Genomic DNA, 20,274 nt, shown 5'->3' on the forward strand with positions numbered 1-20,274 from the left:
CTTCGCACGGAGCCGACCAGAACCGGCCCGGGCTATCGTGGTCGGATGCCCGGAGAGAACCTGACTCGTGTCGAAGCCCAAGAGCGCAAGGCGCTCATTGCCGTGGAGTCGTACGACGTCCACCTCGATCTGACCACCGGGCCGGAGGTGTTCCGGTCGACGACGACGGTGATGTTCACCTCGAGTGGCGCCCCGACGTTTATCGACGCTGTGACCGCCAAGGTGCACTCGGTCACCCTGAATGGCCTCGAGCTCGACCCGGCCGACGTCGCCGACGGTGCCCGCATCCGGCTGGACGAGCTGCACGAGCACAACGAACTCGTCGTCGAGGCCGACTTCGCGTACACGAACACCGGCGAGGGGCTGCACCGCTTCGTCGACCCAGTCGACGGGGAGGTGTACCTCTACTCGCAGTTCGAGGTTCCCGACAGCCGGCGGGTCTACTCCGTCTTCGAACAGCCCGACCTGAAGGCCACCTTCACCTTCACCGTGACGGCTCCGGGCAGCTGGGTGGTCGTGTCGAACTCGCCGACCCCCAACCCGACCCTTCGACAGGCTCAGGGAGCGGGGGCGGCTCAGGGAGCGGGGGCGGCTCAGGGAGCGGAAGAAGTGGGCGCCAAGACCTGGGCGTTCCCGACCACTCCGCGCATCTCGTCGTACATCACCGCGATCGTCGCCGGACCCTACGACTCCGTACACTCCGAACTCACCTCGTCGAGCGGCAAGAAGATCCCGCTCGGGGTCTACGCCCGCAAGTCGCTGATGGGCTTCATGGATGCCGACTACGTCTTCGACATCACCCGAAAGGGCTTCGCCTACTACGAGGAGAAGTTCGGCTACCCGTACCCGTTCGCGAAGTACGACCAGTTGTTCGTGCCCGAGTTCAATGCGGGAGCGATGGAGAACGCGGGTGCGGTCACCTTCACCGAGACCTACGTTTTCCGCTCCAAGGTCACTGACGCGATCAAGGAGCGCCGGGTCGTCACGATCCTGCACGAGTTGGCTCACATGTGGTTCGGCGACCTGGTCACCATGAAGTGGTGGAACGACCTCTGGCTCAACGAGTCGTTCGCCGAGTGGGCGTCGACGATCGCGACCGCTGAAGCCACCGAGTGGACCGAAGCCTGGGCGACCTTCCAGTCGATGGAGAAGAGCTGGGCGTACAAGCAAGACCAGCTGCCGAGCACGCATCCCATCGTCGCGACCATCAACGATCTCGAGGATGTTCAGGTCAACTTCGACGGCATCACCTACGCCAAAGGCGGGTCGGTGCTCAAGCAGCTCGCCGCCTGGGTCGGCATCGAGAACTTCTTTGCCGGCGTCGGGGCGTACTTCACCAAGCACGCGTGGGGCAACACCGAACTCTCTGACCTGCTGCACGAGCTCGAGATCACCTCCGGCCGAGACCTGTCAACGTGGAGCAAACTCTGGCTCGAAACCGCGGGCGTCAACACCCTCAAGCCGCAGGTGTCGGTCGACGAGCACGGAGTCATCACGGCGTTCTCGATCGCGCAGACCGCGATCGCCGAGCAGCCCACGATCCGGCCGCACCGCCTGGCGATTGGGTTCTACGACGTCGTGGATGGTTCGCCGAATGAGGGAGTCGAGGGCGACCTCTCCCCCAAGGTCGTGCGCACGCACCGCATCGAACTCGACCTCGACGCTGACGCCTCGACCGACGTGCCCGAACTCGTCGGCCTGAAGCGCCCCGCGCTCATTCTGTTGAACGACGACGACCTCGCCTACGCGAAGATCCGCATGGATGAGCTGTCGTGGGAGTTCGCAATCGACAAGCTCGCCGACATCGAAGACCCGCTCGCGCGGGCGCTGGTGTGGGGTGCCGCCTGGGACGCGACTCGGGATGCCGAGACAGCTCCCAGCGCCTACGTCGATCTGGTACTCGGCAACATTGCGACGGAAACCGAGTCGACGACCATTCGCCTGACGCTCAGCCAGTTGCTCACGGTCGCGCGCTTCTACGTCGCGCCGGAGAAGCGGGATGCCACCATCGAGCGAATCGGCGACGCGCTCTGGTCACTCGCCGAGACGGCCCAGGCAGGAAGCGACGCGCAGTTCCAGTTCGTGAAGTTCTTCGCCAACATCCCGTCGAGCTCGGCTCATGCGGCGACGTTGAAGGGACTTCTCGACGGCTCGGTCAAGCTGCCTGAACTCGAGATCGACGCCGACCTCACCTGGGAGGTGCTCGAAGGTCTCGTGCTGCTGGGCGAAGCGGGCGAAGCCGAGATCGCCGCGCAACTGGCGAAGGACAACACCGCGAACGGTCAGCAGGCCGCCGCCCGTGCCCGGGCGACCGGCGACAAGAAGGGCGCCCTCGACGCGGCACTCACCGACGCGACCATTCCCAACGTCGTGCTGAGGTCGTCGGGGATGGGCTACCAGCACGTCAACGACCCGTCAGCGCTCGAGTCGCTTATCGCGCCCTACTTCGACGCGCTCGATCGCATCTGGAAAGAGCGTTCGTACAAGATCGCCGAGTACGTCATCCTCGGCTTCTACCCGGCGCCTCTCGTGTCGCAGGAACTGGTGGACGCCACCAACGCCTGGCTCGACGCGCACCGCGACATCCCGGCGCTTCGTCGGCTCGTGGTCGAGAACCTCGCGGGCGTCGAGCGCGCCCTCACCGCTCAACAGCGCGACAGGTCAAACTGAGCTGTCGCACGAACGACGAAGGCCGGGTGCGTGATGCACCCGGCCTTCGTGATTGAGGTATTCAGAGTCACGGGATGAACAGCAACGGCTTACCGCTGAACGCGTCGTACGGGTTGTCGTCCTCGTATCCACCCGTGTAGGCCATTCCGCCGGGAGCGGCCGAGCCCTTCTTCACGGCGCCGATGTAGCACTGCGCGATCTCGGCGCCGCCGGTGTCGTAGTCCTCGGAGAAGCTCTGCGTGTCGCACCCATCCCAGCCGATGAGCGAGATGCTCTGGATGCGCTCGCCCTGAGCATCCACGACGTCGAAGAATGACCAGTCGTCGTTGTACTTCACGGTGGCGCCCGAGACCTTCTTCTCGGTCATCCGCAGAAGGTAGATGTCGTAGGGGTCAAGCTTGTCGCCGAAGTTCGTGGTGAGCACAGCGAGCTCGTCCGCTGTAGCCGGCTCAATGCTGTCGAGCTTGGCCTTGAGCAGAGCGTCCTCTTTGTCGGTGGTGACATAGCTGTACGTCAGGTAGGTGTCGAAGCCCACCTTGGTTCCGGGGGGAGCGGCTTCGCCGTCGACGAGGACGGGCGTGTTACCGGCATCGGCGGTCGGGCTCGCGCTCGTGGCCGTGCCCGGGTCGGTAGCGGTGCCGGGGGAGATCGCCGGCGTAGCACAGCCCGCCAGCAGCAGGGCACCCAGCAGTGGGGCGGCAAAGAAAGTCTTCACAGGCAGTTTCAAGATGGTCCTCTCGTGGTGTTCTTTCACAGTACGGGGCCGCAGGTTGAGGATTTACCAACACTCGCACGCTCTCAGGCGAGCACTGGGAGGATGGTCGGGTGAGCGAATTCTGGGCACGAGTTGCGGCGTTTTTCGAGGGCCCCTGGGGCATCCCGCTGCGCGTGGTGCTCATCGTCGTCGTCGCTGCGCTGATCCGCCTGCTGCTGCAAGTGGTCATCCGCCGCATCGTCAACCGGGTGATCGTCGGGGTCAAGAAGAAGCAAAACGTCGAGGACACCGCCGCCCTGCAGTCCTCTCCGGTCGCCGCGCTGCGGATCGTTCAGCGCACCCGCGCGCTCGGCGGTCTGCTGTCGAGCACGGTGACAACCCTCGTCGTGGTGGTGGCCCTGGTGCTGATCGTCTCGGCGATCGACCCGAACGCGACGGGAGCGTTCTCGCTGATTACCGCGGCCCTCGGCGCCGGCCTGGGCTTTGGTGCGCAAAACGTCGTGCGCGACGTGCTCAACGGTCTCTTCATCGTCTCGGAAGACCAGTTGGGCGTCGGGGATGTCGTTGACCTCGGGCAGGCGACCGGCGTCGTCGAGGCGGTCGGCATCCGCATCACGACCGTTCGAGACGTCAAAGGCACCGTCTGGTACGTGCGCAACGGTGAGATCCTGCGTATCGGCAACATGTCGCAAGGGTGGGCGCGCGTCATCCTCGACCTTCCGATTCCGTACGACGCCGACCTCGATGCGGTGAAGGAACGGATGCTGGAGACCGCAAACGACATGCGCAACGACCCGAAGTGGCGCCGCCTGATGACCGAAAGGCCCGAGATCTGGGGCATCGAGTCGGTCTCGGCCGAAGCCGTCATCCTGCGTTTGGTGGCCAAAACGCGCACCGGAGGCAAAGACGAGGTCGCTCGAGAGCTGCGCAGCCGAATGAAAGCAACCCTCGACGGAATGGGTCTTCGCGTCGCGTCGCTGACCTCGGTCACCGATCGATCCCAGCCACCTTCGACCGGGCAGGCACGCTCGACCGGGCAGTCACGCGCGACCGGGCAGAAGGACTCCCCCGTCATCCCCGGCGTCGTGAAAGGTAAACCGTGAACGAGCGCCTCACCCTGCGCGCAGGCCAAGGCGGGGAGCCGGTCGGCGGCAACTTCTGGCGCGAAGTCGGAGGACGGCCGACGTTCGAGAAACTCGTGCGGGCGTTCTACGTCGGGGTCGCCGACGATCCGGTGTTGCGCCCGATGTACCCGGACGACGACCTTGAGGGGGCCATCCAGCGGCTGATCGGATTTCTCGAGCAGTACTGGGGAGGTCCGGCCACCTACAGCGAAGAGCGCGGCCACCCTCGCTTGCGCATCCGACACGCCCCCTTCAAGGTGAACCCGGATGCCCGCGACCGCTGGCTGCTGCACATGCGAACCGCCGTGACCGGACTCGACCTCCCCCCGCTGTACGAAGGACAGCTGTGGGACTACCTCGAACGCGCTGCGCACGCGATGGTGAACACCTTCGACGAGTGATCCGCTCGCGCGAGATACTGTCAAACCAGGGAGGAACACCATGGCGGACACTGATGTCATCGTGATCGGCGCGGGTCTCGCGGGGCTCGTGGCGACGGCCGAACTCGTCGACGCGGGCAAGCGGGTCATCGTGCTCGAGCAGGAACCCGAGGCAAGCCTCGGCGGTCAGGCCTGGTGGTCGTTCGGCGGACTGTTTCTCGTAGACTCCCCCGAGCAGCGACGGATGGGCATCACCGACTCCCACGTTCTCGCGCGACAGGACTGGTATGCCAGCGCCGAATTCGACCGGGAAGAGGAAGACGCCTGGGGGCGGCAGTGGGCCGAGGCGTATCTCGCTTTCGCGTCCGAGGAGAAGCGCGACTGGCTCGCGGCGAAGGGCATCAAATTCTTCCCCGTCGTCGGTTGGGCCGAACGCGGTGGCTACACAGCAACCGGGCACGGTAACTCGGTACCCCGCTTTCACATCGTCTGGGGCACCGGTCCCGGGCTGCTCGAACCCTTCATCGCCACCGTGCGGGAGGGCGTCGAGAAGGGGCTCGTCGAGCTGCGCTTTCGGCACCGGGTCGACGAGCTAACCGTTTCGGATGGCGCGGTTACCGGCGCGTCGGGCAGCGTGCTGGCCGCCGATGACGCCGAACGCGGCACCGCGTCATCTCGCGAGGTGACGGGCACCTTCACTCTCACGGCATCCGCTGTCGTCGTCGCGAGTGGTGGCATCGGGGGCAACCCTGAGCTGGTTCGCCAGTTCTGGCCCGAGTACCTCGGCGCCCCGCCCGCGTCGATGCTCAGTGGCGTGCCCGAACATGTCGACGGCCGGATGCTCGCGATCTCTCAGGATGCCGGCGCCCGGCTGGTGAACAGCGACCGGATGTGGCACTACGTCGAAGGCATCCGCAACCACACCGCGGTCTGGAAAAGTCACGGCATCCGCATCCTGCCCGGTCCGTCGAGCCTGTGGTTCGACGCAACCGGTCGGCGACTTCCGGTGCCACTCTTCCCCGGTTTTGACACTCTCGGCACCCTCGAATACCTGCGCACGACCGGGTACGACCACTCCTGGTTTGTGACCACGCAGTCGATCGTCGAGAAGGAGTTCGCGCTGTCGGGCAGTGAGCAAAACCCCGACCTCACCGGCAAGAGCGTGCGCAAACTCCTGAAGCAGCGGCTCGGCAAGGGCGCAACCCAGCCGGTCGAGAAATTCAAAGCCAAGGGGCCGGATTTCGTCGTCGCCGACAACCTCGACGAACTGTTCTCGGGAATGCGGCGCCTCTCCCCCGACGTCGAGATCGACTTCACCGAAATGAAATACGAAATCGAGGCACGTGACCGCGAGCTCGACAACTCGTTCTCGAAGGATGCCCAGCTCACCGCCATCCGGGGAGCACGCCGCTACCGGGGCGATCGCCTCATTCGGGTCGCTAAGCCGCACAAGATTCTCGACCCGGCGCACGGTCCGCTGATCGCCGTGAAACTGCACATCCTCACCCGCAAGACCCTGGGCGGCATCCAAACCGATCTTTCGGGTCAGGCTCTGAGTGCCGACGGCACCCCCATCCCCGGCCTCTACGCCGCGGGTGAAGTCGCCGGTTTCGGCGGCGGCGGGGTGCACGGCTACCGGTCCCTCGAAGGAACCTTCCTGGGCGGCTGCCTGTTCAGCGGTCGAGTCGTCGGTCGGGCTCTCGCCGAGTCGTTGTGAGCGCTCCTCGCTGCGGCGAGTGACAATCCGCGAGTCAAGAAGCGGGGACCCCTACCCCGATTGACTCGCGGATTGTCACTCGCCTTCGCTGCGCTCGGACGAACGTGCAACCTCTAGCGGAGGAGGTTCCAGGCCTTCCTTTTCACCAGGACGTGACCTCTAGAGGTGCTGAGTCGTGCCCAGGGGCCGGACTCGTAGAGGCGGACCTGATCTTCGCCGAGGAAACCAAGGGCGAAGGCAGCGAAAGCTGCGGCGGCGACAACGTGGTCGGCGCCGGGGATGGGTTTGTTCCAGACCTCGGCGCGCACCTTGCGCACGATCGCCTCACCGGCCCCATCGGGTACGGCCGCCGCCACATCCTGGATGCCGGCACGGGCACTCTCATCGAGCACGGCTGCCGACACCTCGCCGACAGCCTGCCACCCGCCGCGCGGCGGAGAGATCGCCGCCCAGGTCGCCGTATTGACCTCCATCGGCATCCCGACGGTCGTGGTTTCTTCAGCCTGCGCACGTTCGATGCGCTGCAGGAGGGATCGCAACGGCACAACGACATCGAAGGTGTCCGGGCCGTTCAGCGCGACCGTGCGAAGCCCCAGAATCGTCGGGCTCTCGTCGAGCAGACCGACCGGATAGAAGATCGCGGCGTACACGGCAAGCACGCCGGAGCCCGCGATCAGGCGCACCGAACCTTCCTCGACCCGCGCGGCACGCGACAGGAACACCTGCAGATCATCGAGGGACGGCGCATCGGCGAAAGTGAAGGAGCTGCTCATCTGGCTCCTAAACTACAACCCGTGAGCGATCCCTTGGCGGGGTTCCTGGCCGCCCTCGATTTGACCGACACCGGCGCGCGCACACGGGAAGACATCTTCACCGGGCCGAGCCAGTGGATGCCGACCGGTCGCGTCTTCGGCGGACAGGTTTTGGCGCAGTCGCTGATTGCCGCGATCCGCACCGTCGACCCGGATCGCCACGTGCACTCGATGCACGGCTACTTTCTGCGACCCGGGGATGTCGGCCAGACGATCACGTTCTCGGTGGACCGCATTCACGACGGTCGATCGTTCGCAACCCGCCGCACCCAGTGCTACCAAAATGGCGAGCCGATCCTCTCGATGATCGCGTCCTTCCAAGATGTCGACCCCGGTCTTGAGCACAGCGTCGAGATGCCGAAGGGGTTGCCCGACCCCGAGTCGCTGCCCAGCACTGCGGAAGCCCTCGGCGAGAACGACCATCCGGTCGCGAACTTCTGGGCGACGCAGCGCGCGTTCGACATCCGTCATATCCAGCATCCGGTGTATTTCCCTGGCGAGGGTGAGCGCTCGACGAAGCAGGCTGTCTGGATGAAGGCGATCGGCCGGCTGCCCGACGACCCGAACCTGCATCGTGCCGCTCTCGCGTACGCGAGCGACTACGCGATCCTCGAACCGATCCTGCGCGCACACGGCATTTCGTGGGCGGCGCAGGGACTCAAAGCCGCGAGTCTCGACCACGCAATGTGGTGGCACCGCGACGGGAGGGTCGACGAAGACTGGCTGCTCTACGAACAGGAGTCGCCGGTCGCGGTCGGGGGTCGCGGGTTGTCGTTCGGGCGCATCTTCAGCCGGGACGGCTATCTGCTCGCCACCGTCGCCCAAGAGGGCATGGTGCGCATCCCGACCCTCTAGGTGCGGGGAGTGCGGGCGGCTTTCACGAACCGATCGATACTCGCCCCGACCACGATCACGGCAATGGCGACCGCCGCGACCAGGTTGCCGGCACCGCCGGGTGCCATCAGTGCATCCGCTCCGAACTCGGCGAAGAACGCCGGGTTGAGCAGGCGACCGCTCATCAGTAGCACGATGATCGGGATGCCGGACGCGAGCTGGATGAGTGCATGGACGCCCGCGAGCGCGTAGGTCCAGCGCCCTCGGCGATACACGTAGACGGCGTGGATGAGTTGGGCGAGGGCGACCGCAATGAGGAACGGGAACCAAAACGACCACAGGTCGGGGTTGAGGACCGGGATCGCGGATCCATCGGCGGTCACGAAGATTCCGGGGTTCTGCTGCCAGAACAGCACCCCGATCGAGAGGATCACGTAGACGACCGTTGCGACGAGATCGGTGTTCTTGACGGCCTTGCTCACGGGCAGGGCGGGCAGATGATCGGGGTCGAATGCGTTGAGCGGACGCCGGTTGCCGGTGCGCTCGAGGACCACGAAGAGAAGCGTCGTCCAGAAGCACATATGCACGCCCACAGTGAGGGTCGTGCCGATGACCGTGCCGACGGTTTGGCCGAACCCCGCGCCGGCGAAGATGCCGATGATGGCGAGCACCACAACGACGATCGGCAGCACGATCACCAGCAGCGTGCGCAGCAGCCGGACGTAGTCGACGTAGAGGTCTGGCCCAATGAGCGTCAGCGGACGGTTCGAGTACCCGGCGGCGAGTCGAGTCGGCTCCCCGAGGTCGAGCAGCACGGCGCGCTCGGCGGCCGACTCTGGCTCACCGTTCTCGGTACGTGCGTCGACGGCATCCGCGATGGATGCCCGCAGCTCGCGGTCGATGTCGGCGCGCTTGGCCTCGGGCAGCGCACGCTGAACGGCCCACACGTAGCGGTCGGTGAGGGTGGTCATCATTTCCCCTTCCGGGAGATGCGGTCGATGGAGGTGTGGAGGTTCTTCCAGTCGTCGAGGAGGACGGTCGCGAGGGCGTCCCCCGCGGGACTCGTGCGGTAGAACTTGCGTGGTCGCGACTCGTCGGTGTTCCACTCGCTGACGAGCAGACCCTGCGATTCGAGCCTCCGCAGCAGCGGGTAGAGCGTGTTGCCTTCGACCGGGATGCCAGCTGCCGCCAACTCTTCGAGGAGCGCGTAGCCGTACTGCGCGGTGCGCAGCATCAGAAGGCAGGCGAGCACGGCGGTGCCGCGTCGCAGTTCCTGGAGTTGTGCGTTGTCGCTCTCGGTCACGAGTCACACGTTACTGTGTGTCGCACACTATCGTCAAGTGACTGTATGCGATGTGACCCGACGTCGTCAGGAGCGCTTTGCGAAGACGATCGGGGCGTCGACGAAGGCGCTCCACGCCTCGCGTTCGGCATCCGTCATCCGCCGCGGCTTCTGGCTGACCGTGTCGACCAGAACGATCGTGGATGCCGCCCTCGCGAACACCACCACCGGGTCAACGCCTACGGGTGAGCACACTTCGTAGCAGACCTCGATGCTCGCCCCACCCAGGCGGCCGATCCACAGTTGCACGTCGAGCGGTTCGCGCAGATACGGGATCGGGGCGAGGTACTCGACCTCCTGCCGCGCGATCAGGGTGATCGTGTCGCCGCCCAGGCCGAACGCGGCATCGCTGAGTCCCTCGACGCCGAAACCGTCGCCGCCCCAAAACACCGAGATGCGCGACTCCTCCAAGAGGGTCAGCATCGCAGCATTGTTCACATGGCCGTAGGCGTCAAGGTCGTTCCACCGCAGTCCGATGGGAACGTGCAGCCGAGTCACCGTCAGTCTCTGGTTAGGCGGCGATGCGTCGCACGATGCGGAGCTGCGGCTTCGGGGCCGAGGCGTTCGATCTTGTTCTCTTCGTACGACTCGAAGTTGCCCTCGAACCAGTACCACTTGGCGGGATCTTCGTCGGTGCCCTCGTAGGCGAGGATGTGCGTCGCGATGCGGTCAAGGAACCACCGATCGTGGGTGATGACCACCGCGCAACCGGGAAATTCGAGCAGCGCATTCTCGAGGCTCGACAGTGTTTCGATGTCGAGGTCGTTGGTGGGCTCGTCGAGTAGCAGCAGGTTGCCGCCCTCCTTCAGCGTGAGCGCCAGGTTGAGGCGGTTGCGCTCGCCACCCGACAGCACACCGGCCTTCTTCTGCTGGTCGGGTCCCTTGAAGCCGAACTTCGATACGTAGGCACGCGACGGGATCTCGGTCTTGCCGATCGTGATGATGTCGAGGCCTTCAGAGACGACCTCCCACAGCGTCTTGTTCGGGTCGATGTTCGAGCGGGTCTGGTCGACGTAGCTGATCTTGACCGTCTCGCCGATCTTGAGGTCGCCGCCATCGATGGGTTCGAGTCCGACGATCGTCTTGAACAGCGTGGTCTTGCCGACACCGTTCGGGCCGATCACGCCAACGATGCCGTTCGGCGGAAGCGTGAAGCTCAGGTTGCTGATCAGGTCGCGACCGTCAAAGCCCTTCTCCAGCTTCTTGGCCTCGATCACGATGGAGCCCAAACGCGGACCCGGCGGAATCGAGATCTCGTCGAAGTCGAGCTTCCGCGTGCGGTCAGCCTCGGAGGCCATCTCCTCGTAACGGGCGAGGCGCGCCTTCGACTTCGTCTGGCGACCCTTGGCGCTGCTGCGCACCCACTCGAGTTCTTCCTTCAGTCGCTTCGCGAGCTTCTGATCCTTCTTGCCCTGGATATTGAGCCGCTCGGCCTTCTTTTCCAGATAGGTCGTGTAGTTGCCCTCGTAGGGGTAGAGGTGGCCGCGGTCGACCTCAGCGATCCACTGCGCGACGTTGTCGAGGAAGTACCGATCGTGGGTAATTGCGATCACAGCGCCGGGATACGACTTCAGGTGCTGCTCAAGCCAGAGCACGCTCTCGGCGTCGAGGTGGTTAGTGGGCTCATCGAGCAGCAGCAGGTCGGGCTTCTGCAGCAGAAGTTTGGTGAGCGCCACGCGGCGCTTCTCGCCACCGGAGAGGTTGTTCACCCGAGCGTCGCCCGGCGGGGTGCGGAGCGCATCCATCGCCTGTTCGAGTTGCGAGTCGAGGTCCCACGCATCGGCGGCGTCGATGTCTTCCTGCAGTTTGCCCATCTCGGCCAACAGGGTGTCGAAATCGGCATCGGGGTCAGCCATCGCGGTCGAGATCTCGTTGAAGCGGTCGAGCTTCGCGATGATCGGGCCGACCCCCTCTTTGACGTTTTCGAGCACCGACTTCGACTCGTCGAGTTCGGGCTCCTGCATCAGGATGCCGACGGTGTACCCGTCGCTGAGCTTCGCTTCACCGTTCGACGGGGTGTCGAGCCCGGCCATGATTTTGATGATCGTCGACTTGCCGGCACCGTTCGGCCCGACCATCCCGATCTTCGCGCCGGGAAAGAACGACATGGTGACGTCGTCGAGGATGAGTTTTTCGCCGACCGCTTTGCGGGCGCGCACCATCGAGTAGATGTATTCGGCCATGGGCTCAAGCTTAGGAGCGGGCGGAAGCCTCGGCCGACGAAGCTACAGTCGGAGGGACGCGACGGAGGCCGCATGGATGTCACGGGCTACAGCTACTTCATCGAGCGGCGCGAGAGCGACAAGCGCTGGCTCGCGACGGTTGAGGAGTTCCCCGACCTGAGCGCCGCATCGAAGATTCACAACCGCGCGCTCAATGAGCTTCGGGATGCTGTCGCGGCCGAGATCACGCGACGCCGGAAGGCGGGCGAGGTGGTACCCGGTCCCACTCGACCGCCCACGGCGGTGTCGACGTTTCTCAAGAACATCGGGCTGACCTGAGCTGACAGGCGCTCGCACGACACGACTACCCGAAGATGACTACCAGTCGATCGTGCGCGTGGTGCCGATGAGGCAGCGGCCGGTCTCGAGGATCGCGCCGGTCGTCGAGTCGTAGCCGATGTTGCCGTACTGCCCAATGAGGCAGTTGCCGTTGATCTTGATCGAGAACGAGATGTTGTCGGCCGGGCCGTTGATCGCCGTGCGATCCGAGGTGACCTCCATGACGTTGATGGCATAGCCGGCAGCGACCAGATTGTCGATGAACGCGCGGCCGTCAAGGGTGCCGCCGGCAGCAATCAGCCGCTCGTTGACGAGATCGAAGTACGCCTTGTTGCTCGTGGCCGAACCCTCAAGGTGGATCTCGGGAGTTGCCGCGGGTGCCGGAGACGCGCTCGGCTGTCCGCCCGAGGTCTGCGTCGGGGTGGGAGTCGCCGCACCGCAGCCAGCGAGCAGGAGCACCGCGGCGAGCGCGGCGAGTCCCGCGTGCGCGATCCGCATCGAAAAACCCCATCCCGACTCGGCGGGATCACCGAGTCGGGATGATTGTACGTGGGGCTCGGCGCGGGAATGCTCAGAACGGAACGGGCAACTCCATGGGCCGCTTCGACCGCGCTTCAGCGAGATCGTCGATGACGGGCTCCGGGGCATCAGGTCCCGCCGGAATCGATTCGGCCGCGGCGGCGCTCGCCTCGGTGTCGGCTTCAACGACGGCAGTCGCTGTCGACCGGGTGAACGCCGAGGTGCCGAACGTGAGGTCGTGGCCGAGAGAGTCGGCATCCACCTCGATCGTCGTGCCGGTCTTCTCGTCGGTCTGCCAGTCGCGGATGCGCAGGCGGCCCGTCACGACGACGCGCTGACCCTTGAGCACCGATCCGATCGCATTGACGGCGAGCTGGCGAAACGCGGTAATCGTGTACCAGTTGGTGTCAGCATCCACCCACTTCTGTTCGGATCGGTCGAACTTGCGCTGGGTGGAGGCGAGGCGGAACGAGGTGATCTGAAGCCCCTCGCTCGTGACGATGTGCTTGGGCGGCGTGGCGACCAGGCCGGTAAGAGTGATCGTGTCGGTCATGGGACTGCTCCTCATCTGGATGGAATGGCCCGGATGCCGGCAACCCGCTCGTGCCTAGAAGTGGTGCCGACATCCGGTTTCCCCATCGTTCGACGTCAGCCCAGACGCAGCGACGCCCGGCACGTGTTCTGCGGAACACGGCCGGGCGTCGGCGGTTGGGGAGGAGCGGCGAGGTCAGTGCTCGCGGAACTCCGGCCACTCGGAGCCGGTGGGGAGCGTCGCGTGCAACGCGCTCTTCGCGACCTCAAGCGACGGGAAGTCGCGGGCCGGCGAATCGTCGAGCAGCCGCACACTGAATCCGTCTGCGGTGCGATGGATGGAGCCGAGGGCTCCGGCCGGACCGAAAGCGATCCAGCGCTGACCTGTCATCATCGTGTTTTCAGCCATGGTTCGAAGGTATCCCCGAACGCCTGGCGAGGCGGCGAATGCCCAGCAGTCCCCCAGCTCGCCCCCCGTTCGGGGCGAAACACGGGATTTCGTTCGGGATCACGAACATCGTGCGCCGCGCCCGATTGCCCTGGGGGCAGGGACTGGGCATCATCAGTTTTGGGACAAGCGCTTAAACGGTTCGGGGGAATCGTATTGGGTCCATGTTTACGGGTAACTCGGATCCAGCGCTCGGGCCGGTTCAGGTAGCTTCACAGCACCGGAACCGGCCCGATCCTGTTCTCAAGGAGGCACAGGTGGTTACGACCGCTCAGGCCTTCTCCGGTCGGTGGGCGGCAAATCGGCGTAGCTGGCTGTTGACCTTCATCCCGATTTCGCTTCTGGTCGTCTTCCAGGAGCTCTCCAGCTCGTTTCCCACGTTCGGCTGGATCGTGCTGTCGGCCCTCCTCCAGTCGATCGCGATGGCGGTCTGGGCGCTCACCGTGGCAGCCATCTCACGCGCACTGACCGGGCGGGTCACGCTGATCGCATCCGGCATCATGTGGACCGGAATCGGGGTTGCCCGCGGTGTCGTAGGCGCCCTCGTCGCGCTCGCTGCGGGCGTCGACCCAGACTGGGTCTACCGGATCTGCTTTTGGATCGCGGTGGCCTGGGCTCTGGTGCCGATCGTGACCTATGTTCTGGCAAAGGCTGACGAAAGCCGCGGCCTGCTCAGTCAACGAGACGCTGCAAAGCGTTCGCTCGCCGCGCTGGAGGCGAGCCACATCGAGTCCGGAGACGCCCGGGCAGAACGCATGGCCGAGGCCCTCGACGACAGTGTCAGACCCGCCCTCGAGGAAATCCGCGCCGGCCTCGCGACCGGGGTGCACTCCCCCAGCGATTTCGACGAGCTGCGCGCTCGATTGGACACGCTCACTGAGCTCACTTCGTCGTTCTCGGTCACGCCGCAGGTCGCATCCCAACCGCACCTGCGCCGGGTGTCGCTGCTGCGAGCGCTGACCGGTTTCGAGCTGCGACGGCCCGTCTACGCCGCGCTCATCACCGGGGTCATGACCTCGATGCTGCTTCTTCCCGACGCGATCAGGTTCGGCGGGTGGATGCGGGCAACCGAGATCGCCCTCGCGGTCGCGGTTGCCGTGGCAGTGGCCATCGCAGGGGGATTCCTATTGAGGCGTTTTCGTTCCCGTACGTGGCTACGAACTCTGCTGGGAAGAGGATCCGGGCTGGTCGCGGGCACCGCGGGCGCGGCCTTTCTCGTCCTGCTGCCCGGTTACCGTCTGGGTGCTCAAGAAATTGCCCTGCTTGTCCTGCTCCCGATTCTCTTCGCTGGCGCATCAACAGTGCTCGCCTTGGCCGTCGGGTTGTGGAGTTCCAACGGCGAGCTCGCTCTCGCGCTCGAAGCGGATCAGCGCGCGCTCGATCGGCGGCGAGACGAGCTGCGCGCAGCCGATGATGCCGCCGCGCAAAGCCTGCTCGCTCTCGTGCGGGGCGATCTCAACGGACGGTTAGCCGCGTCAGCGATGGCGCTGGCATTTCTCGCCGACGGATCGGTCGATGATGCGCGTCGTCCGGCGATCCTTGCGGGCGTGCGCGCGCATCTTGAGGGCGCGGCGGCGGAACTCGATGCGCTTCACGTCCCAGATGGGGGGCTGCTGCGATGACGGCGCCACCCCTACACTCCAGGCATGGTGGTTCGCTGCCATCGGGCCAGGGGGGCGCGAATGATCAGATGCTTACGGGACTCGCTGCTTCCGCTGCAGTGCGCACTCCCCGCGCCGCGCCACCACGCGCGCGCCGACTGATGGATTCCACGCGGAAGAAGGTCGGGGAGTGGAACGACTCTCTGGAACTTCTGGCGCTTCGAACCCTTTTTGAGAGCAAGCCCAGCGCGGTATACGTTCTCGACACTGCAGGCCATTACCTCGCCGGCAACCCTGCACTCTCCCGGCGAACCGGAGTGCCGTGGGAGCGCCTGCGCGAGATGGATTTCAGACCGACCGTCCACCCCGACGACATCGACTTGGTCGAGGCCGAGTTCCAGGCAGCCGTCTCCGGGGATGTCCGGCAGTATGTGAGCCGCGGAATCCGTCCCGATGGCTCGACGTTCACCGCCGACGTGGTCAACATCCCGGTCAGCTCCCAAGGCAAGGTCGTTGCGGTCGTCGGGATTTCCCACGACATCGACGAATTCGATCGGATCCGCGCGTCGCTCGGGCACACCGAAGATGTGCTGCGCGTTGCCCTCGACGGCGTCGATGAGGCGATGATGTTCGTCGATCATGACTGGCGCGTCATTTTTGCGAATTCGAAGGCCGCCGCCGATCTCAACAAGACCATCGAAGAACTGGTCGGAGCAGACCTCTGGGAGGTCCGTCCGGTCGGCTCCGACCTCGAAGACTCGCTTCGGATGACGATGCGCGACGGCAAGGGTCACGCTCGCCGCGTCTTCGATCCGTCGGTCGCCAAATGGTTCGAGATTTCAGCATTCCCTGCCGGTGAACTTCTCGGTCTCCACGCGCGCGACGTCACCGAGATCGAAGAAGCCCGTATCCAGCTCGACGAGAGCGATCGGCGGCAGGATGCCCTGAAGCTGCTTCTGGATGAGGCGTCGGACGCGATCCTGATGCGCGGCCTGGCCGGCTCGGTGGATTACGGCAACCACAGTGCGGGGGTATTGCTCGGCCGAACCGTCGAAGAACTGAACGGACTGCCGGTGCGAGAACTGCTCGGCACCGGCAACCTGGCTGCCTACGACGTGGCGGAAGCCGAGCTGGGCCGCACCGGAAAGTGGGAAGGCGAACTGTTCGTCGTGCGGCCGGATGGCGAGCAACGGCTGACCCGTGCCCGTTGGCATCTCATCGCCGCGGTCGATGGCACTCCCGACGGGGTGTTCTGTGTACTCACCGATCTGACCGATCAACGCAAGCAGGATGAGCTCGCGTTTCGCGATCAACGGATGGAGAGCATCGGCACGCTCGCCAGCGGGATCTCGCACGACCTCAACAACGTTCTCACCCCGCTCATGCTCTCGACCCAGCTGCTTGCAGACGGGGAGACTGACCCGAACCGCACCCGCATCCTCACCGGAATGCAGGCGACGATCGAGCGTGGCGCAGCGATGATCAGGCAGGTGCTCACTTTCGCACGTGGAGTGGAAGGCGTTCGGGAGACCGTCGACATTGCCAAGGTCACCCGTCGCTTTGAAGATTTCTGTGCCGACATCCTGCCTAAAAACCTTGCGGTCTCGGTGAAGTCCGAAGACGATCTCTGGGTACTCGGAGACCCCACCCAGCTGCTGCAGGTGCTCATGAACCTCGCGACGAACGCACGCGACGCGATGCCCGAGGGGGGACACCTTCGGCTGACCGCGGCGCGAGCCGGCGATCTGGTCGTCATCGAAGTTGCCGATGACGGACCGGGCATGCCCGCCGCGGTCGTGGAACGGATCTTCGAACCGTTCTTCACAACGAAGGGGATCGGTCACGGGACGGGCCTCGGGCTGGCGGTGTCGCAGGCTATCGCGCGCACGCACGGTGGCTCCCTCGAAGTGTCGAGCTCACCCGGCCACGGAACCACCTTCCGAATGGAATTGCCGCGTATCGAGAACGACGACCTCGACGCCCCGCAGCTCGAGGAAGCACCCGCGCTCCCTTCTCTCGACGGAGCCCGCATCCTGATCGTCGATGATGACGATGCCATTGCGGAGGTCGCATCCCTCGTCATCGCCGCGGCGGGTGGCATCCCCGTCAAAGCGCGGGACGCGGCCGCGGGACAGCGCGCCCTAGAGGAGCCACCCATCGATGTCGTGCTCACTGACCTCGTCATGCCCGGCACATCCGGACGCCAGTTTCTCGACTGGCTCGCCAAGCACCACCCCGCTCTGCCCGTCGTAACGATGTCGGGCGTGCCCATCCAGGTCGGAGCATCCCTCGCTCGCCGCAACGTGGTCGCGAGTCTCGACAAGCCCTTCTCGTCTCTTGACCTTCTGGACGCTGTCCGGGTCGCGATGGCGGGGCGCCCGGAATGACCGACGACTCCCGTGCCATCCACGTCGTGGTCGCTGAGGACGACGACTTCACCCGTTCACTCGTCGCCGACGGCTTGCGTGCCGAGGGGTTCGAGGTGGCCGAGGCGCGACTTCCCGATGAGGCGTGGGATTTGGTGGGCGAAGGAGCTCACGTTCTGTTGAGCGATCTGGATTTCGGCCACGGCATCTCGGCGGGTCCGTTGCTTCGGCGGATGGCCGAGGAACGACCGTGGATTCCCCTGGTCGTGCTCACGTCGCACATGTCGCCGGAACTTGCCGTCAGCGCCGCAGACGCGCTGCCGCGTGACCTCGTCTACGTCGTCAAATCCCGGTTGCGCCGGATGCAGGACATCGCGGAAGCGATCCGAGACGCGCTCGCCGGGCGAGGCACCGGACGACAGGCCGACAGTGACTCACCGACCCTTACCGTGACGGCGGCGCAAGCCGGGATGCTGCGGATGTTGGCGAGCGGCCTCACGACGAAGGCGATTGCGGAGCAGCGCGGAACCACCCTGCGCGCGGCAGAAGGGATGATCTCACGCCTCTACGCGGCGCTCGGGGTCGACGACGACGAGTCGACTTCCCCGCGCATCTCGGCAATCAGGCTGTGGCAGCAGGGGCGGATCCGCGTCAACTGACGTCCCGTCTGCCCGCGACCCGGTCGCGCCGCTCTTAGGCTGGGTGCGTGCCTGAACCGATCGCCGTCTACGCCGCTGCCCCCGACCGATACGAGCGGATGTCGTACCAGCGGGTCGGTCGAAGCGGCCTCAAACTGCCCGAGATTTCGCTCGGGCTGTGGAACAACTTCGGCGACGATCATCCGATCGCGACGCAGCGCGCGATCCTGCGTCGGGCGTTCGACCTCGGCGTCACCCACTTCGACATCGCCAACAACTACGGCCCGCCGGAAGGTGCCGCCGAGAAGAACTTCGGTCGTATCTTCGCCGAGGACTTTCGCGCGCACCGCGACGAGCTGATCGTGTCGTCCAAGGCCGGCTACGAGATGTTTGACGGCCCGTACGGCAACTGGGGGTCGCGCAAGTACCTGCTGGCTTCCCTCGACGCGTCGCTCGCGCGCACCGGGCTGGACTATTTCGACATCTTCTACTCGCACCGACCCGATCGCGAGACGCCGATCGAAGAGACCATGGGCGCCCTCGCCCACGCTGTTCGCAGCGGCAAGGCGCTCTACGTCGGCATCTCGAATTACGACCCTGAGCAGACGCGGGCCGCCGCGGCCGCGCTCAAGGCCGACGGCGTCCCGCTGCTCATCCACCAGCCGCGATACAACATGTTCGACCGCCACATCGAAGACGGCCTGTTCCCGGTGCTCGACGAGATCGGCGCCGGCAGCATCGTGTTCTCGCCGCTCGCGCAGGGCATGCTGACCGACCGCTACCTGGACGGCATCCCGTCGGATTCGCGCGCCGCGGAAGGTCGTTGGATCAGCGAGAAGAACATCTCGCCGACGTACCTCGGGCACGCTCGCGCCCTCAACGAGATTGCGAAGGGTCGCGGGCAGACTCTCGCCCAACTCGCGCTGACCTGGGTGCTGCGTCACCCGCAGGTGACCAGCGCGCTGATCGGAGCGTCGAGCGTGCGGCAACTCGAGTCGAGCGTCGGAGCCCTCGAGGCCCCGAAACTGACGGATGCCGAACTCGCCGCCATCGAACCGCACGCCCTGGCCAACGGCGGCAACTAGCGACCCGTGGGATACCTCTACGCCCTCCTCGGGGCTCTGCTGTTCGGCGCGAACGGCAGTCTCGCGAAACTGCTCGTCAACGGCGGCCTGAGTGCGACGCAGCTCACCCTGTTCCGTAGCCTGGGCACCGCGCTGCTGGCCGGGCTCATCCTGCTGATCACCGATCGCGCGCAGTTCCGTTTGGCGCCGCGGCAGCTCGCAGTCATGGCTGTGCTCGGTATTGCCGGCGTCGCGCTGCTGCAATCGAGCTACGCCGCCGCGCTCGGCCTGCTCCCGGTCGGCATCACCCTCCTGATCGAGTACACAGCCGTGCTGATGGTGGCGGTCGTCGCGTTCATCTTCTTCAAGGAACGCGTCAGAGCCCGCCTCTGGGTCGCGATCGGCCTCGTTCTGCTGGGCCTCACCGCGGTCGCGCGGCCGTGGGAGGCGAGGCTCGACCCCCTCGGCGTTGTGTTTGCCCTCGTCGCCGCCGTCACACTCGCCCTCTACTTCATCGTCGGCGAACGTCAGGTCGGCCGCACCTCGCCGCTCGCCGTCGCGTTCTGGACGATGCTGTTCGCGAGCGCGTTCTGGGCGCTGTTCAGCGGCTGGTGGACCCTCGATCCCGGGATCTTCTCAAAACCTCTGGATGTCGGCGGCCAGTGGGGTTCATGGGTGCTGCCGCTCGGCATCCCGTTGCTCGTGACCGTCGTCGCGGGATCGTTCGCGCCGTTCATGCTCTCGCTCTCGGCACTCAAACGCCTCAGTGCGACGGCAGCCGGAATCACGGCGTCGGCGGAAGTCATCTTCGCCTTCGCTGTCGCCTGGGTCTGGCTCGGCGAATCGGTCGATAGCTTCGGCATCATCGGTGCCTCGATCGTCGTGATCGGCATCGTGCTGGCTCAGACCGCCCGCGCCAACAAGGTGGTGGATGCTGACCTCGTGCTGCCAGCGCACCCCCTGCCCGCACAACACCGCGGGGCCGAGCCCAGTGTCGGTGGTCGAACATAGT

The 20,274-nt window shown here is 65.4% G+C and carries 20 protein-coding genes; 11 read left to right on the forward strand and 9 right to left on the reverse strand.

Annotated elements, in window-relative coordinates:
- Positions 1-45 precede the first annotated feature (45 nt).
- Entirely contained in the window at positions 46-2,670 is a 2,625-nt protein-coding gene (pepN, locus tag ABIR17_RS09640; protein ID WP_348004162.1) for an aminopeptidase N, read from the forward strand.
- 67 nt (positions 2,671-2,737) lie between these two features.
- On the opposite strand, the gene ABIR17_RS09645 is transcribed toward pepN, so the two are convergent.
- Positions 2,738-3,397, reverse strand: a complete 660-nt coding sequence (locus tag ABIR17_RS09645; RefSeq protein ID WP_348004163.1) for a hypothetical protein — start codon at positions 3,395-3,397, stop codon at positions 2,738-2,740.
- Between the two features lie 98 nt (positions 3,398-3,495).
- Between ABIR17_RS09645 and ABIR17_RS09650 the strand changes: the two genes are divergently transcribed.
- From ABIR17_RS09650 to ABIR17_RS09660, 3 genes are read left to right on the forward strand one after another with little or no spacing between them, the layout of a single operon-like run.
- A complete protein-coding gene (locus ABIR17_RS09650) occupies positions 3,496-4,488 on the forward strand; it encodes a mechanosensitive ion channel domain-containing protein (RefSeq protein ID WP_348004164.1) in 993 nt (330 codons plus the stop codon).
- A complete protein-coding gene (locus tag ABIR17_RS09655) occupies positions 4,485-4,910 on the forward strand; it encodes a globin (protein WP_348004165.1) in 426 nt (141 codons plus the stop codon). Before ABIR17_RS09650 ends, ABIR17_RS09655 begins: the two co-directional genes overlap by 4 nt.
- A gap of 40 nt (positions 4,911-4,950) precedes the next feature.
- Positions 4,951-6,606 (forward strand): FAD-binding dehydrogenase, encoded by a 1,656-nt coding sequence (locus tag ABIR17_RS09660; RefSeq protein ID WP_348004166.1) that lies wholly within the window; start codon positions 4,951-4,953, stop codon positions 6,604-6,606.
- 113 nt (positions 6,607-6,719) lie between these two features.
- Here the strand turns inward: ABIR17_RS09660 and ABIR17_RS09665 are convergent, their stop codons facing one another.
- Positions 6,720-7,379, reverse strand: a complete 660-nt coding sequence (locus ABIR17_RS09665; RefSeq protein WP_348004167.1) for a hypothetical protein — start codon at positions 7,377-7,379, stop codon at positions 6,720-6,722.
- A 21-nt stretch (positions 7,380-7,400) separates the two neighbouring features.
- Between ABIR17_RS09665 and ABIR17_RS09670 the strand changes: the two genes are divergently transcribed.
- On the forward strand, positions 7,401-8,273 hold the full coding sequence (locus ABIR17_RS09670) for an acyl-CoA thioesterase II (protein WP_348004168.1): 873 nt from the start codon (positions 7,401-7,403) through the stop codon (positions 8,271-8,273).
- Here ABIR17_RS09670 and ABIR17_RS09675 read toward each other — a convergent pair.
- The 4 genes from ABIR17_RS09675 to ettA form a co-directional block, all read right to left on the reverse strand.
- The gene (locus ABIR17_RS09675) at positions 8,270-9,223 is read right to left on the reverse strand and encodes a permease prefix domain 1-containing protein (protein WP_348004169.1); all 954 of its coding nucleotides are present in this window, start codon (positions 9,221-9,223) and stop codon (positions 8,270-8,272) included. The two genes, ABIR17_RS09670 and ABIR17_RS09675, sit on opposite strands and share 4 nt — an antisense overlap.
- Positions 9,223-9,555, reverse strand: coding sequence for a helix-turn-helix transcriptional regulator (locus ABIR17_RS09680; RefSeq protein ID WP_348004170.1), 333 nt, complete (start codon positions 9,553-9,555; stop codon positions 9,223-9,225). The genes ABIR17_RS09675 and ABIR17_RS09680 overlap by 1 nt, the downstream gene beginning before the upstream one ends.
- Before the next feature lie 66 nt (positions 9,556-9,621).
- Complete coding sequence (locus ABIR17_RS09685; RefSeq protein ID WP_348004171.1) at positions 9,622-10,092, reverse strand: thioesterase family protein; 471 nt, start codon at positions 10,090-10,092, stop codon at positions 9,622-9,624.
- Between the two features lie 2 nt (positions 10,093-10,094).
- Positions 10,095-11,777, reverse strand: a complete 1,683-nt coding sequence (ettA, locus tag ABIR17_RS09690; protein WP_348004172.1) for an energy-dependent translational throttle protein EttA — start codon at positions 11,775-11,777, stop codon at positions 10,095-10,097.
- Between the two features lie 72 nt (positions 11,778-11,849).
- Here ettA and ABIR17_RS09695 point away from each other — a divergent pair, with 72 nt between their 5' ends.
- Entirely contained in the window at positions 11,850-12,095 is a 246-nt protein-coding gene (locus tag ABIR17_RS09695) for a hypothetical protein (RefSeq protein ID WP_348004173.1), read from the forward strand.
- Between the two features lie 39 nt (positions 12,096-12,134).
- Here ABIR17_RS09695 and ABIR17_RS09700 read toward each other — a convergent pair whose 3' ends face one another.
- The 3 genes from ABIR17_RS09700 to ABIR17_RS09710 form a co-directional block, all read right to left on the reverse strand.
- Positions 12,135-12,593, reverse strand: coding sequence for a hypothetical protein (locus ABIR17_RS09700; protein WP_348004174.1), 459 nt, complete (start codon positions 12,591-12,593; stop codon positions 12,135-12,137).
- A 73-nt stretch (positions 12,594-12,666) separates the two neighbouring features.
- The gene (locus ABIR17_RS09705) at positions 12,667-13,167 is read right to left on the reverse strand and encodes a single-stranded DNA-binding protein (protein WP_348004175.1); all 501 of its coding nucleotides are present in this window, start codon (positions 13,165-13,167) and stop codon (positions 12,667-12,669) included.
- A gap of 174 nt (positions 13,168-13,341) precedes the next feature.
- Positions 13,342-13,554: a methyltransferase gene (locus ABIR17_RS09710; RefSeq protein ID WP_348004176.1), complete on the reverse strand. Its 213-nt coding sequence runs from the start codon at positions 13,552-13,554 to the stop codon at positions 13,342-13,344.
- Between the two features lie 296 nt (positions 13,555-13,850).
- Between ABIR17_RS09710 and ABIR17_RS09715 the strand changes: the two genes are divergently transcribed.
- From ABIR17_RS09715 to ABIR17_RS09735, 5 genes are all read left to right on the forward strand, one after another.
- Entirely contained in the window at positions 13,851-15,215 is a 1,365-nt protein-coding gene (locus tag ABIR17_RS09715; RefSeq protein ID WP_348004177.1) for a hypothetical protein, read from the forward strand.
- A gap of 140 nt (positions 15,216-15,355) precedes the next feature.
- Positions 15,356-17,581, forward strand: coding sequence for a PAS domain S-box protein (locus ABIR17_RS09720; protein ID WP_348004178.1), 2,226 nt, complete (start codon positions 15,356-15,358; stop codon positions 17,579-17,581).
- A complete protein-coding gene (locus tag ABIR17_RS09725; RefSeq protein WP_348004179.1) occupies positions 17,578-18,219 on the forward strand; it encodes a response regulator in 642 nt (213 codons plus the stop codon). The genes ABIR17_RS09720 and ABIR17_RS09725 overlap by 4 nt, the downstream gene beginning before the upstream one ends.
- Positions 18,220-18,317: 98 nt before the next feature.
- Entirely contained in the window at positions 18,318-19,283 is a 966-nt protein-coding gene (locus ABIR17_RS09730; RefSeq protein ID WP_348004305.1) for an aldo/keto reductase, read from the forward strand.
- A gap of 6 nt (positions 19,284-19,289) precedes the next feature.
- On the forward strand, positions 19,290-20,273 hold the full coding sequence (locus tag ABIR17_RS09735) for a DMT family transporter (protein ID WP_348004180.1): 984 nt from the start codon (positions 19,290-19,292) through the stop codon (positions 20,271-20,273).
- Position 20,274 lies beyond the last annotated feature (1 nt).

The organism is Pseudolysinimonas sp., assembly GCF_039912695.1.
Classification (GTDB): domain Bacteria; phylum Actinomycetota; class Actinomycetes; order Actinomycetales; family Microbacteriaceae; genus Pseudolysinimonas_A.